Source organism: Microbacterium sp. PI-1 (assembly GCF_004337555.1).
Classification (GTDB): domain Bacteria; phylum Actinomycetota; class Actinomycetes; order Actinomycetales; family Microbacteriaceae; genus Microbacterium; species Microbacterium aurugineum.
Genome location: NZ_SJYZ01000002.1, coordinates 15,221 through 30,019, shown reverse-complemented (window position 1 = coordinate 30,019; position 14,799 = coordinate 15,221). Strand labels below are relative to the sequence as shown.

General features: G+C 68.1%; 9 protein-coding genes. 5 read left to right on the top strand and 4 right to left on the bottom strand.

Annotated elements, in window-relative coordinates:
• The first annotated feature begins 86 nt into the window (after positions 1-86).
• Together E0W80_RS02055 and dxs are read left to right on the top strand one after the other, a co-directional pair.
• Positions 87-2,966, top strand: a complete 2,880-nt coding sequence (locus tag E0W80_RS02055; RefSeq protein WP_197055601.1) for an aconitate hydratase — start codon at positions 87-89, stop codon at positions 2,964-2,966.
• Positions 2,967-3,122: 156 nt separating this feature from the next.
• A complete protein-coding gene (gene dxs / locus E0W80_RS02050) occupies positions 3,123-5,063 on the top strand; it encodes a 1-deoxy-D-xylulose-5-phosphate synthase (protein ID WP_131491126.1) in 1,941 nt (646 codons plus the stop codon).
• 16 nt (positions 5,064-5,079) lie between these two features.
• Here the strand turns inward: dxs and E0W80_RS02045 are convergent, their stop codons facing one another.
• Both E0W80_RS02045 and E0W80_RS02040 read right to left on the bottom strand, forming a co-directional pair.
• Positions 5,080-6,531 (bottom strand): glycerol-3-phosphate dehydrogenase/oxidase, encoded by a 1,452-nt coding sequence (locus E0W80_RS02045; protein ID WP_131491125.1) that lies wholly within the window; start codon positions 6,529-6,531, stop codon positions 5,080-5,082.
• Positions 6,528-7,106, bottom strand: coding sequence for a TetR/AcrR family transcriptional regulator (locus tag E0W80_RS02040; RefSeq protein WP_131491124.1), 579 nt, complete (start codon positions 7,104-7,106; stop codon positions 6,528-6,530). The genes E0W80_RS02045 and E0W80_RS02040 overlap by 4 nt, the downstream gene beginning before the upstream one ends.
• 37 nt (positions 7,107-7,143) lie before the next feature.
• On the opposite strand from E0W80_RS02040, the gene E0W80_RS02035 reads away from it, so the two are divergent.
• From E0W80_RS02035 to E0W80_RS02025, 3 genes are read left to right on the top strand one after another with little or no spacing between them, the layout of a single operon-like run.
• Entirely contained in the window at positions 7,144-8,748 is a 1,605-nt protein-coding gene (locus E0W80_RS02035) for an FAD-binding oxidoreductase (protein WP_240740431.1), read from the top strand.
• A gap of 1 nt (position 8,749) precedes the next feature.
• Positions 8,750-9,655, top strand: coding sequence for a YegS/Rv2252/BmrU family lipid kinase (locus tag E0W80_RS02030; protein ID WP_131491123.1), 906 nt, complete (start codon positions 8,750-8,752; stop codon positions 9,653-9,655).
• The gene (locus E0W80_RS02025) at positions 9,648-11,279 is read left to right on the top strand and encodes a GMC family oxidoreductase (RefSeq protein WP_131491122.1); all 1,632 of its coding nucleotides are present in this window, start codon (positions 9,648-9,650) and stop codon (positions 11,277-11,279) included. Before E0W80_RS02030 ends, E0W80_RS02025 begins: the two co-directional genes overlap by 8 nt.
• A gap of 110 nt (positions 11,280-11,389) precedes the next feature.
• On the opposite strand, the gene E0W80_RS02020 is transcribed toward E0W80_RS02025, so the two are convergent.
• Both E0W80_RS02020 and E0W80_RS02015 read right to left on the bottom strand, forming a co-directional pair.
• Positions 11,390-13,534, bottom strand: a complete 2,145-nt coding sequence (locus tag E0W80_RS02020) for a 3-hydroxyacyl-CoA dehydrogenase NAD-binding domain-containing protein (RefSeq protein WP_131491347.1) — start codon at positions 13,532-13,534, stop codon at positions 11,390-11,392.
• Between the two features lie 8 nt (positions 13,535-13,542).
• Positions 13,543-14,748 (bottom strand): thiolase family protein, encoded by a 1,206-nt coding sequence (locus E0W80_RS02015; protein ID WP_047519437.1) that lies wholly within the window; start codon positions 14,746-14,748, stop codon positions 13,543-13,545.
• Between the last annotated feature and the right edge of the window lie 51 nt (positions 14,749-14,799).

Here is a 14,799-nt window from a genome sequence, read left to right as displayed (position 1 = left end):
TAAATCGCAGGCTTTCGCCCGCGGGCTGCGCGGAGCAGACTGGTTAGGTCCGCCTTGCTAGCCGCAGGGGCTCGCTGGCGAGCAAGATGGAGGCGCCTGTCGCTCCCATCCGAATAGAAGGAGACGGATTCGTGTCCACGGTGAACAGCTTCGGTGCCAAGAGCACCCTGACAGTCGGCAGCACCGACTATGAGATCTTCCGCATCGACACGGTGCCCGGTTTCGAGAAGCTCCCCTTCAGTCTCAAGGTCCTCCTGGAGAACCTGCTTCGCACCGAGGATGGCGCGAACGTGACGAAGGCGCAGATCGAGGCGCTGGGATCGTGGGATGCCGCGGCAGAGCCCAGCACCGAGATCCAGTTCACGCCGGCGCGCGTGGTCATGCAGGACTTCACCGGCGTCCCCTGCATCGTCGACCTCGCCACCATGCGTGAGGCCGTCACAGCACTCGGTGGCGACGCGAACAAGATCAACCCGCTCTCGCCCGCCGAGATGGTCATCGACCACTCCGTCATCGCCGACCTGTTCGGCTCGGAGAACGCCCTCGAGCGCAACGTCGAGATCGAGTACGAGCGCAACGGGGAGCGGTACCAGTTCCTGCGCTGGGGTCAGACGGCGTTCAGCGACTTCAAGGTCGTCCCGCCGGGAACCGGCATCGTCCATCAGGTGAACATCGAGCACCTCGCCAAGGTCATCTACGACCGCGACGTCAACGGCGTGCTCCGCGCCTACCCCGACACCTGCGTCGGCACCGACTCGCACACCACCATGGTCAACGGCCTCGGCGTGCTCGGCTGGGGCGTCGGCGGTATCGAGGCCGAGGCCGCGATGCTCGGTCAGCCCGTGTCGATGCTCATCCCGCGCGTCGTCGGCTTCAAGCTGTCCGGCGAGATCCCCGCCGGCGTGACCGCGACCGACGTCGTGCTCACGATCACCGACATGCTGCGCAAGCACGGCGTGGTCGGCAAGTTCGTCGAGTTCTACGGCGAAGGCGTCGCTTCCGTTCCGCTCGCCAACCGCGCCACCATCGGCAACATGTCTCCGGAGTTCGGCTCCACCGCCGCGATCTTCCCGATCGACGACGTGACGCTCGACTACCTGCGCCTCACCGGCCGCAGCGAGGAGGCCGTCGCGCTGGTCGAGGCCTACGCCAAGGAGCAGAAGCTCTGGCACGATGCCGCGCACGAGCCGACTTTCAGCGAGTACCTCGAGCTCGACCTCGGCACGGTCGTCCCGTCGATCGCGGGTCCGAAGCGCCCGCAGGACCGCATCCTCCTCTCCGAGGCGAAGTCGCAGTTCGAGCAGGACATCCTGAGCTACGCGTCGCCGTCCACCTCGGACTCGATCGTCGACCTCGAGTCGAAGCATTCGTTCCCGGCGTCCGACCCCGGTCAGGCACCCGGCGACGAGGAGCCGTCCACGCGTCCTGTGCACATCAACAGCGGTGCTCCCGCCAATGCCTCGAAGCCCGTGCCGGTCACCACGCCGTCGGGGGAGAAGTACATCCTCGACAACGGCGCGGTCACTCTCGCGGCCATCACCTCCTGCACCAACACGTCGAACCCGTCGGTGATGATCGCCGCCGGCCTCGTCGCACGCAAGGCGCTCGAGAAGGGCCTGAAGCAGAAGCCCTGGGTGAAGACCACGCTCGGCCCGGGCTCGAAGGTGGTCACCGACTACTACGAGAAGTCCGGTCTCGACAAGGACCTCGAGGGCCTCGGCTTCTACACCGTCGGCTACGGCTGCACGATCTGCATCGGCAACTCGGGTCCGCTGATCGAAGAGGTGTCGGAGGCGATCAACTCGCACGACCTCGCCGTCACGGCGGTCCTCTCCGGTAACCGCAACTTCGAGGGACGCATCAGCCCCGACGTGAAGATGAACTACCTCGCCAGCCCGCCGCTGGTGATCGCGTACGCTCTCGCCGGCTCGATGCACTTCGACTTCGAGAACGACGCGCTCGGGAAGGGCACCGACGGCGAAGACGTCTTCCTGAAGGACATCTGGCCGACGCCCGACGAGGTGCAGGAGATCGTCGACTCGTCCATCTCGCGAGACCAGTTCATCAAGCAGTACGCGACGGTCTTCGACGGCGACGAGCGCTGGCGCAGCCTGCCCACCCCGGATGACGCGATCTTCCAGTGGGACGAGAACTCGACCTACGTCCGCAAGGCTCCGTACTTCGACGGCATGACGATGGAGCTCACCCCGGTGAAGGACATCGAGGGCGCTCGCGTCATGGCGACGCTCGGCGATTCGGTCACCACCGACCACATCTCGCCGGCCGGAAACATCAAGCCCGGTACGCCCGCGGCCCAGTACCTCACCGAGCACGGCGTCGACCGCAAGGACTTCAACTCCTTCGGCTCGCGTCGCGGCAACCACGAGGTCATGATCCGCGGCACCTTCGCGAACATCCGTCTGAAGAACGCGATGGTCGCGGCCGTCAACGACGGACAGGTCGTCGAGGGTGGATTCACGCGTGACTTCACCCAGCCGGGTGGGCCGCAGTCGTACATCTACGACGCGAGCATGAACTACCAGGCGCAGGGCACGCCGCTCGTCATCTTCGGTGGCAAGGAGTACGGCTCTGGTTCGTCGCGTGACTGGGCGGCCAAGGGCACGAGCCTGCTGGGCGTCAAGGCGGTCATCACCGAGAGCTTCGAGCGCATCCACCGCTCGAACCTGATCGGCATGGGTGTCGTCCCGCTGCAGTTCCCCGCCGGCGAGAGCTGGGAGTCGCTGGGTCTCGACGGCACCGAGATCGTCTCGATCTCGGGTCTGGAAGAGCTCAACAACGGGGTCACGCCGAAGACGGTCAAGGTCACGGCCACCCCGAGCGAGAACTCGCCCGAGGGCAAGCAGCCGGTGGAGTTCGACGCGGTCGTCCGCATCGACACCCCCGGTGAGGCCGACTACTACCGCAACGGCGGCATCCTGCAGTACGTGCTGCGTTCGCTGGTCTGATCGGGGCGACGATGGGGCTCGGGTCTTCGGACCCGAGCCCCATCGTCCTGTCAAGGGGGTGCTCGCTCACCCGGTTCTCCCGTGTGAGCGCGATAGGATCGGGATGGCGTCGGCGCCCTGTCCGACGCTTCCGGTGAAGCCTGTGAGGAGGCGCAGATGCCCATTCTTCCGAGCATCTCAGGACCCCGTGATCTGGATGCGCTGTCGACGGATCAGCTCGCAGAACTCGCCGCGGAGATCCGCACCTTCCTCGTCGAGAACGTGTCCCGCACCGGCGGCCATCTCGGCCCCAACCTGGGCGTCGTCGAGCTGACCATCGCTCTGCACCGGGTTTTCTCCTCGCCGGACGATCCGTTCATCTTCGACACCGGCCACCAGTCCTACGTGCACAAGCTGCTCACCGGGCGACAGGACTTCTCCGGCCTCCGGGTGCGCGGCGGGCTCGCCGGCTATCCGCAGCGCGGCGAGAGCGACCATGATGTGGTGGAGTCCTCGCACGCATCGAGTTCCCTCAGCTGGGCGGACGGCATCTCCCGGGCGCTCACAGCGACGGGGCGTGCGGATCGTCATGTGGTCGCCGTCGTCGGCGACGGCGCGCTCACCGGCGGCATGACCTGGGAGGCGCTGAACAACATCTCCGACGACAACGACCGCAACCTGGTGATCGTCGTCAACGACAACGGCCGTTCGTATGCGCCGACGATCGGCGGCATGTCGCGGTATCTCAACCGCGTGCGCACCGCTGCCGCGTACAAGGATCTCCACCGCAAGTCGGACCGACTGTTCCGCGCCTTCGGTCCGGTGGGGCGTGCCGTGTTCCGCGGTGTCCGGGGTGGCACGCACGGGTTCCTCTCCCGTTTCGCCAACAACGAGGCGCTGTACTCGAACCTCGACATCAAGTACCTCGGCCCGGTCGACGGACACGATCTTCCCGCCCTCCTCGAGACGCTCGAGCTCGCGAAGTCGTACGGCGCGCCGGTCATCGTCCACACGATCACCGAGAAGGGCCGCGGCTACCAGCCTGCGCGTGATGACGAGGCGGACCAGTTCCACGCCGTCGGCAAGATCGATCCGACGACCGGTGAGACTCTGTCATCGGGTGGGCGCGGCTGGACCGACGTCTTCTCCGATGCTCTGGTCTCGGTGGGGGAGCGCCGGAACGATGTCATCGCGATGACGGCCGCGATGCTGCGACCGACGGGTCTCGCGCCGTTCGCCGAACGGTTCCCGGATCGGGTGTACGACGTGGGCATCGCCGAGCAGCACGCGGTGGCGTCGGCCGCCGGACTCGCCTTCGGTGGGCTGCACCCCGTGGTCGCGTTGTACGCCACCTTCATGGGTCGTGCTTTCGACCAGGTCCTGATGGACGTCGCACTCCACCGCGCGGGCGTCACCTTCGTGCTCGACCGGGCCGGCGTGACCGGCCCTGACGGCCCCAGCCACCACGGCATGTGGGACCTGGCGATGCTGCAGATCGTTCCGCACATTCGCATCGCGGCTCCTCGCGATGGCGCTCGGCTGACCGAAGCGCTCGAAGAAGCCGTGCAGGTCGATGATGCGCCGACCGTCATCCGATTCCCGAAGGGGGAGGTGGCGCCAGACCTTCCGGCGATCGAGAGGCTGCATGACGGTGTCGACGTGCTCGCCCGCGGTGAATCCGAGGACGTGCTGGTCGTGGCGATCGGTCCCTTCGCCGAACTCGCGCTGGATGTCGCCGACAGGCTGCGGGCGCAGGGGATCGGGGCGACCGTCATCGATCCGCGGTGGGCCATCCCGGTGCAGCCGTCGATCGTCGAGCTGGCCGCTCACCACCGCCTCGTGATCACGTTGGAGGACGGCATCCGCGTCGGCGGGATCGGTACGCGGGTGCGGCAGGTGCTCCGCGAGGCCGGGATCGACACCGCTGTCGACGAGCTGGGCCTCCCTGACGAGTTCATCGATCACGCGTCACGGGACCAGATCCTCGGTGACGCGGGTCTGACAGCGCCGAAGATCGCCCAGGACATCGTGTCCCAGGTGCTCGGCACCCGGATCCCCAAGGCGCGTCACGCAGGGGAGACCGGGACGATCGACCTGCCACTGCGCGAAAGCCGCTGATACGGCGTCTGATCGTTCAGCCGAGGCCGGCGAGCGTGTGCGAGACGATCGGTGCGATGATCGGTCGGCAGCGTTCGCGATCGGCACCGACGAGACCGATGCGGGTACGGCGGTCGAGCACGTCCTCGACGGTCAGCGCCCCCTCGACGCGCACCGCGAAGTCGACCTCAGCATGGGTCAGGCCGGTGGACGCGTCGATCACCTCGTCGGAATCGGCGACCACTCGGTCGACGAGCCGGAGCGAAGAGGTTCTGCTGGACGATGCCGGCAATGCGCGCGTGCGGACGGCGACATCGACCGCGTCCTCGGCCATCCTCCGATAGGTCGTCAGCTTTCCGCCGAGCACGGTGATGAATCCGTCGTCGGCCGTCGTCACCAGGTGCTTCCGCGAGACGTCCGCTGTCGTGTCGCTGCCGCTGTCGACCAAGGGGCGCAGCCCCGCGAAGGCGCCGCGCACCTGGTCACGCCGGATCGATGTGGCCACGACACGGTTGAGGCTGGACAGAAGGAACTCGATCTCGCGTTCCGTCGGCTCAGCGACCTGAGGCACCGGACCGGGGGCGTCCTCATCCGTGAGGCCGACGATCATGCGGCCGTGAGCCTGCGGCAGAGCGAAGATATAGCGACTGATCGATCCCTCGTGCGGGATGGTGAGCGCGGCCGTCGGGTTCCCGAGATCGGCGGCGTCCAGCACGATGTGCGTTCCTCGACTCGGCCGCACGCGGATCGTCTGGTCGAGCCCTCCTGCCCAGACACCCGTCGCATTGATGACGGCGTGTGCGCGGAGCTCGAACCGCTCGCCGGTGATCGTCTCCTCCACGGATGCCCCATCGCCGCGCAGGGCGACGGCGCGGACCCGGGTGAGGATGCGGGCGCCGAGTGCTGCTGCTGTCCGGGCGACGGTCGTGACGAGCCTGGCGTCGTCGACGAGCTGGCCGTCGTAGGACAGCATGCCGCCACGGAGGCCTCGTGGATCCAGCGCGGGCACCAAGCGGGTCGCCGAGCGGGCCGACACGAACGAGGGGGCGGGGAGGACCGCGCGGGGCGTACGCGCCCGCATCCGAAGCAGGTCGCCCATTCCCATGCCCACCGCGCCCGCGACGCGCTGACGCAACGAGATGCCGGATGCGAACGGGAGGAGTTGTCCGAGCGGGTGGATCAGATGCGGGGCGATCGTCGTCAGGAGCAGATGCCGTTCGAGCGCGCTCTCCTTCGCTGTCTCGAAGTCGCCGGTCGCAAGGTAGCGCAGCCCGCCGTGTACGAGTTTCGAGCTGAAGCGGCTGGTACCGAAGGCGAGATCCTCCGCCTCGATCAGGGTGACGCGAAGCCCGCGGGATGCCGCATCGAGAGCGACGCCCGCGCCGGTGATTCCGCCGCCGACCACGAGGACGTCGACCTTCTCCTCCGCGGACCGCGCCAACTCCACGCGTCGCCGCGCGACGTTCAGTGCGGACGACTCGGACATCATGGCCGGAGCAGTCCGTCGAGTGCCGCCCGCAGCTCGCGTTCCCACGCGTCCTCGGAGATCAGCTCCGACACGGTCCCGTGCGACAGCACCGCGGATTGGGCCACGAGCAGGAGCATCACCGCGATCTCCGAGGGCGGCGCCGGGCGGACCGAGTCCTGAGCCTGCGCGGTGTCGATCGCGGTGGTCAGCCACTGCAGGATCAGGCGCTGACTCGATCCCACCCGTTCGAGCGTGTATCGGGTGAAAGCTTCGGGTTCATCCGCGAGCAGGCGCGCGAAGAGCGGGTCGCGGCGGAAGAGGGCGGTGAACAGCAGGATGTCGTCGACGAGCGCCGCACGGGTGTGCACTCTGGCGGGGAGCGCGCTCAGGATGCGTTCGACCCTGCGCAGGAGCGTCGAGCGGACGACATCGTCGGCGTCGGCCCAGTTGCGGTAGATCGTGGGGCGGCTCAGCTCGGAGCGACGCGCGAGCTCTGCGATCGTGACACCGCGGACGCCGCGCCGTTCGAGGAGGTCGTCGGCGGCATCGAGGATCCGGGTCTGTGTCGCATCCCCGAGAGGTTGACGTTCTTCCATGATGTGTCACACTGTAACGCATGGCGAAGGAGATGTCGTGGTCGATGCGGACCCGTCGATGAGATGGAACGGCTGGGGTGATCCGGCGAAGGCGAAGGACCTGCCGCTCGCCGTGCGAGCGTTGCTTCCGATGCTGCTCGGCCGGGTACGCAAGCCTGACCCCGCAGTGGAACTGGCACACGTGCAGTTGGCACCCTCACGGTTGACCGATGAGGACCATGCGGCGTTCTGCACCGCGGTCGGCCCGGAGAACGTCGATGCCGCCGCCGAGGCGCGTATCCGTCACGCCGGCGGGCGGTCGACGCCGGACCTCCTCCGGCGCCGCGAGGTCCATCAGGACGCGCCGGACGCCGTCCTTCGTCCCGCGGATCATGCAGAAGTCCGAGCGTGCCTCGACGTCGCCGTCGCACGGGGGATCGCGGTGATCCCGTTCGGTGGCGGTACGAGCGTCGTCGGAGCGCTGGATCCCGAACGGGGCCTGCACCACGCCGTCGTGAGCCTCGATCTGCGACGCCTGAGCGGTCTGATCCGGCTCGATGAGATCAGCGGGGATGCCGTCCTGGCGGCAGGAACGACGGGGCCGGAGGCGGAGGCGCTGCTGTCTGCGCGCGGATACGAGCTCGGCCACTTCCCCCAGAGCTTCCGCTACGCCACGATCGGCGGATTCGCGGCGGCGCGGTCCTCGGGGCAGAACTCCGCGGGCAACGGGCGCTTCGACACGATGGTCACCGGGATCAGGGTGGCGACACCCACGGGTGACATCGAACTCGGACGCTCTCCGGGGTCCGCGGCGGGGCCCGACCTGATCAGGATCTTCCTCGGTTCGGAGGGCATCTTCGGTGTGATCACCGAGGTGCGGGTACGTGTGCACCCGATCCCGCGCGACCGGTTGTTCGAGTCGTGGTCCTTCCCTGACTTCGCGAGCGGTGCGGAGGGACTCCGCGGGGTCGCCCAGCAGGGTGGCGGCCCCACCGTCATCCGGCTGTCGGATGAGGCGGAGACCGCGGTGAGTCTCGCCCAGGTCGGCAGGATCGGCAAGGCCCTCGCGAAGGGCGCGAGCGTGGTGACGGTCTACGAAGGAGAGGACATCGCCGAGCGGCGCGCCCGGACAGGAGCCCGACTCGCTGCCGCTGGAGGGGTCTCTGCGGGCGAAGGTCCGGCCGAGGAGTGGCGGAAGGGCCGATTCGACGGGCCCTACCTGCGCGATTCGCTGCTCGACGCCGGGGTCTTCTGCGAGACGCTCGAGACCGCGACGACCTGGTCGAACCTGAAGGCGCTGCGTTCGGCCGTCGAATCGGCGCTCAAGGCCGGCTTCGCCGACGTCGGTGCGAAGTCGTACGTCATGTGCCATGTGTCCCACATCTATCCGAGTGGGGCGTCGCTGTACTTCACGGTGCTCGCCGCCCTCCGTGGAGAGCCGCTCCGGGTGTGGGACGCGGTGAAAGCGCGCGTCAACGATGCGATCATCAGCTCGGGCGGGACCATCAGCCACCACCATGCGGTCGGCAGGGATCATGCGCCCTGGCTCCGTCAGGAGATCGGCGAGACCGGCATCCGCATCCTCTCCGCCATCAAGCGCGAACTCGACCCCGCCGGTGTCCTCAACCCCGGCGCTGTGCTCCCTCTCGAGCGGATGCACTGACGTGTCCGAGCACATCGCCGTGCTCGCGAACCCGTACGCAGGCAAAGGCCGAGGCGAGCGGGCGACCGAGACGGCCGTCCGTCTCCTCCGGGAGCACGGCGTCGACGTGCGCACCTACGCGGGTGTCTCGGCAACGGATACCGCCCAGCTCGCCGTGGCCGCGCTGGCGGATGAGCCGCGTGTCCTCGTGGTAGTGGGGGGTGACGGCACGCTCTCCGGCGTGCTCGACACGGTGTGCGACGCCGCCGTCCCCATCGTCCTCGTGCCCGCGGGCACAGGGAACGATCTCGCCCGGGCGCTCGGGCTCCCGCGCGGAGACGCCCGGGCTGCCGCCGAACTCGCCCTCAGGGGCGTGCCACGAGCGATCGATGTCGGCGTGGTCCGCACCGCGGAGGGCAGCCGGAGGTTCCTGACCATCGCGGCGCTGGGCTTCGACGCGAAAGTCAGTGATCGCACCAACCGGCTCCGCTGGCCGCACGGCGCGCCGCGTTACTACCTCGCACTGCTCATCGAGCTCCTGCGACTGAAGCCGATGGACTTCACGCTCGCGGTGGACGGTGAACCCGCCAGGAGGTCGCCGGGGACGCTCATCGCTGCCGGCAGCACCTCCAGCTACGGGGGCGGGATGCCGATCTGCGCCGGGGCTGTGCCGGACGACGGGTTCCTCGACATCGTTCATGTCGCCCCGCTGGGCCGACTGCGCCTGCTGCGGCTTTTTCCGCTGCTGCTCCGCGGAACGCATCTCGCGCGCGGTGAGGTCGCGCATCGTCGCGCGCAGTCGGTCACGGTGTCGGCCCCGGGTCTCGTGGTCTACGCCGACGGCGAGCGGATCGGCGAGGATGAGTGCACGATCTCGGTCATTCCGGGAGCGCTCACGATGATGGTGCCGAAGGAGGGCGATGACTGAGTTCGATGAAGATGTCGTGGTCGTGGGTTCCGGATTCGGCGGTTCCGTTGCCGCACTGCGACTGGCGGAGAAGGGATACCGTGTGCGCGTCTACGAAGCGGGGCGTCGCTTCGAGGACGACGACTTCGCGAAGACCAACTGGAACGTCCGCCGGTACCTGTGGGCACCGGCCCTGGGCTGCTACGGGATCCAGCGCATCCACCGACTGCCGCATGTGCTGATCCTGGCCGGGGCAGGCGTGGGAGGCGGATCGCTCAACTACGCGAACACGCTGTACCAGCCCGGATCGGCCTTCTTCGCGGACCCGCAATGGCACGGTATCGCGGACTGGGAGACGGAGCTCGCACCGCACTACGCCACGGCGAAGAGGATGCTCGGCGTCGTCGAGCACTACCCGCATACGGGACCTGTGGAGAGGATCATGGCCGGTGCCGCGGAGGACCTCGGCGTCGGCGACACCTTCCGGCGCGCGCCGGTCGGCGTCTGGTTCGGAAAGCCGGGGGAGCGCACACCAGACCCCTTCTTCGGCGGCGAGGGCCCCGATCGCACCGGATGCACCCTCTGCGGGAACTGCATGGTGGGTTGTCGTGTCGGCGCGAAGAACACACTGATGAAGAACTACCTCGCTCTCGCGGAACGCCGCGGGGTCGCGATCGAGGCGCTGCGCACGGTCAGCGAGGTGCGGGAGCTCCCCAGCGGGGGGTTCGCGGTCACGACACAGCGCAGCGGGGCGTGGCTCCGGCACGCGCGGAGGACGGTGACCGCCAGGCAGGTGGTGCTGGCGGCAGGCACATGGGGCACGCAGCAGCTCCTGCATCGGATGAAGGAGTCCGGCGCACTGCCGCGGATCTCGGGGTCGATCGGCCGTCTCACTCGCACCAATTCGGAAGCGCTGGACGGCGCGGTCGCCACGGACGTCCCGGAGTCTCTCCAGCTCGCTCGCGGCGTCGCGATCACGACCTCGTTCCACATCGACGAGCGCACGCACGTCGAGAACGTCCGCTACGGGCCGGGCTCGAACCTGATGGGGGCGCTGGCGACGGTCATCGTCCCCGGAGGGCGGCCGCTGGGGGTGCGGCTGCGCAGCCTCGTCGCGCAGGTGCTCCGCTCCCCGCTGCGGCAGTTCCGTCTGGGGAGCCTCCGGCGCTGGAGTGAGCGGGGGATCATCGCGCTGGTGATGCAGACGGCGGACAACTCGCTCACCCTCTCGCTACGCCGCCGTTTCGGTCGCCTCGTGATGACGAGCGCGCAGGGTCACGGATCGCCGAACCCGAGCTACCTGCCCCAAGCTCACACCGCGGCTGCGGCGATCGCCGCGAGGGTCGAGGCCGAGGGCGGGGTGCCCGCAGCTCCGCGCGGATCCTGGCCGGAGGTGTTCGGCATCCCGCTCACGGCGCACTTCCTCGGAGGTGCCGTGATCTCCGCATCGCCGGCACACGGGGTCATCGATGCGTATCACCGCGTCTGGGGGCATCCCGGGCTGCACGTCGTCGACGGCGCCGCTGTGCCCGCCAATCCCGGGGTGAACCCCTCGCTCACGATCACCGCGCTCGCGGAGAGGGCACTGTCGTACTGGCCTCGGTACGGTGAGGTCGACGGCCGACCGGTTCAGTCCACGGGCTGAGCCTCGGCGACGGGAATCTGCGGTGCCGCGTCATCGCAGAACGGACGACGAAGCGCCCCACCGGATTCGCGGGGAATCCCGTGGGGCGCGTCGCGTGATGGTGTTCGCGGTCAGCGGCTCTCGACGCCGCGGATCTGCGGAGTGTGGAACGAGCTGCCGAAGGCCCGCTCGGACGCTCCCTCACGGTCGAGGTACGGCGAGGCGCCCCCGTCGATGAACGGCCAGCCGGCGCCGAGGATGAGGCACAGATCGATGTCCTCGACCTCGGGCACGACGCCTTCGTCCAGCATCAGCTTGATCTCCTGGGCCAGGCCGTCCTGAACGCGCTGCAGGATGGTCGCTGCGGAGGCAGGGGTCTTGCCGACCGCCGGCTTCAGCACCTTCTCGGCCTGCTTGGTCCAGCCGACGACGCGTCCGCCCTTGTCCTTCTCCACGACCGCGTCGAGTTCCGCGAGCGCATGGAAGTTCTCGTTGGCGTAGAACCGGTCGGGGAAGGCGTGGACCATCGTGTCCTGCACGTGGGCGGCGACCTTCCACCCGACCAGGTCGATCAGCTGGAACGGTCCCATCGGGAGACCGAGCGGGCCGAACGCCTTCTCGACGTCGGCGATCGGCGTGCCCTCGTAGACCGCGCGGGCCGCCTCGCCCATGACCTTGGCGAGCAGTCGGTTCACGACGAAGCCCGGCGCGTCGGCGGTGAGCACCGCGTTCTTGCCGAGATTCTTCGCGACGACGAAAGCCGTCGACAGCGCGGCATCGTCCGTCGCCGGTGTCTTCACGATCTCGATCAGCGGCATCACCGCGACCGGGTTGAAGAAGTGGAAGCCCACGAGACGCTCGGGGTGCGCCAGCTTGGAGCCGATCTCCTCGACGGACAGCGACGAGGTGTTGGTCGCGAGGATCGCGTCCTCGGCGATGACCTTCTCGATCTCGCCGAACACCTGCTGCTTGACGCCGACCTCTTCGAACACGGCCTCGATCACGAAGTCGCAGTCCGCGTAGAGGCTCTTGTCGGTGGTGCCGGTGACGAGCGCGCGCAGCTTGTTGGCCGAGTCGGAGTCCAGGCGTCCCTTCGCCTCGAGCTTGCCGATCTCCTCGTGGATGTAGGCGACGCCCTTGTCGACGCGCGCCTGGTCCAGGTCGGTGATGAGCACGGGCACCTGCAGCTTGCGCACGAACAACAGCGCGAACTGGCTCGCCATGAGACCGGCGCCGATGATGCCGACCTTGGTGACCTTCTTCGCGAGCTGCTTGTCCGGAGCGCCGACAGGACGCTTGGCGCGCTTCTGCACGAGGTCGAACGCGTACATGGACGCCGCGAACTGATCGCCCGTGACGAGTTCGGCGAGTGCCTCGTCCTCGCGGGCGAAGCCCTCTGCCTTGGTTCCGGCTTTGGCCTTGTCGAGCAGGTCGAGCGCGGCATACGGCGACTTCGGCACGGTGCCGATCTTCGACTCGAGCATCCCGCGTGCCATCTTGATGGCGATCGGCCACTTGGTGAGGCGTTCGATCTTGCCGGGCTCGTTCTTGCGCTCGACCTTCTTGCCGCCGAGAACGGCGTCCGCCCACGACAGGGAGTTCTCGAGGTAGTTCGCCGCGGGGAAGATCGCGTCGAAGATGCCCAGATCGAATGCCTGCTGAGGCTTGAGCATGCGGTTCTGCTTGAGCGGGTTGGAGATGACGACCTCGAGCGCGTTCTCGATGCCGATCAGGTTCGGCAGGAGGTATGCGCCACCCCAGCCCGGGATGATGCCGAGGAAGACCTCGGGCAGGGCTACTGCCGCCGCCGAGGCGTCGACTGTGCGGTAGCTGGAGTTCAGAGCGATCTCCAGGCCGCCGCCCAGAGCGAGGCCGTTCACGAACGCGAACGAGGGCACACCGAGATCGCCGAGCTTGCCGAGCACCTTGTGGCCGAGCTGCGCGATCAGGCGGGCGTTGTCACGCGAGCCGACCTTGCTGATGTCGGACAGATCGGCGCCCGCGGCGAGGATGTACTGCTTTCCCGTGATGCCGACAGCCTGGATCTCGCCCGCGGCCGCTCGTGCCGTGAGAGCGTCGAGTGTTTCACCCAGCTGAGTGAGGGTCGCCGGACCCAGTGTGTTCGGACGCGTGTGATCGCGGCCGTTGTCGAGGGTGATCAGGGCGAGCACCTTGCCGGAGGCGAGACGGATGTCGCGCACGGGCGACTGCGTGATGACCTCGCCCTCGGTGAGCGCCTGGATGGGGGAGAAGTCGATCTCGTCGTAGTTGGTCACAGTGGCGCTCACTTCTTCTTCTTGCCGTCGTAGTGCGGGTTCTCCCAGATGACCGAACCGCCCTGACCGAGGCCGACGCACATGGCGGTCAGACCGTAGCGGACATCGGGGCGCTCGGCGAACTGGGCCGCGAGCTGGATCATCAGGCGCACACCGGATGCCGCGAGCGGGTGTCCCAGCGCGATCGCGCCGCCCCACTGGTTGACGCGGGGGTCGTCATCGGCGATGCCGAAGTGGTCGAGCAGAGAGATCACCTGGATGGCGAATGCTTCATTGAGCTCGAACAGGCCGATGTCGTCGATCGTGAGTCCGGCCTTCTTGAGGGCCTTCTCGGTCGACGGGATCGGTCCGATGCCCATGATCTCGGGCTGCACACCGGCGAAGGCGAACGAGACCATCCGCATCTTCGGCGCGAGTCCGAACTCCTTCACCGCTCCGCCCCCGGCGAGCAGCGACATCGTCGCGCCGTCGGTGAGCGGGGAGGAAGTGCCGGCGGTGACACGCCCGTGCGGGCGGAACGGCGTCTTGAGGGACGCGAGATCTTCCATCGTGGTCTGCGGGCGGCGGCCCTCGTCCTCGGTCGCGAGGCCCCAGGCGCCATCCGGACCCTTGGTGGCAACCGAGACGAGGTCGGGCTGGATCTTGCCAGCGTCGTACGCTGCCTGCACCTTGTGCTGGCTGAGCATGCCGAATCGGTCCGAGCGCTCCTTCGTGAGGTGCGGGAAACGGTCGAAGATCCGCTCCGCGGTGACGCCCATGTTGAGCGCGCCGGGATCGACCATCTTCTCGGCGACGAAGCGCGGGTTCGGGTCGGCGTTGCCACCGATGGGGTGGTGGCCCATGTGCTCGACGCCGCCGGCGAGGGCGAAGTCGTACATGCCGACGCCGATCGACGCGCCCATGGTCGTCACGCTCGTCATCGCGCCTGCGCACATGCGCTCCACCGCGAGACCGGGCACGGTCTGCGGAAGGCCGGCGAGGATCGCCACGGATCGCCCGAGCGTCAGCCCCTGGTCGCCGGTCTGGCTCGTCGCCGCGATCGCGACATCGTCGATGCGGTCGGCCGGCACGGCGGCGTTGCGCTCCATCAGGCCGATGGTCGCCTTGACGGCGAGGTCATCCGCGCGGGTGTTCCAGTACATGCCCTTTTCGCCGGCGCGCCCGAAAGGGGTGCGTACTCCATCGACGAAGAAGACGTCCGAGATCTCGGCCACTCTGCCTCCAAGTTAGTGCGTGGCCTCAGTCTACGAAGCCGGTGAAAACCG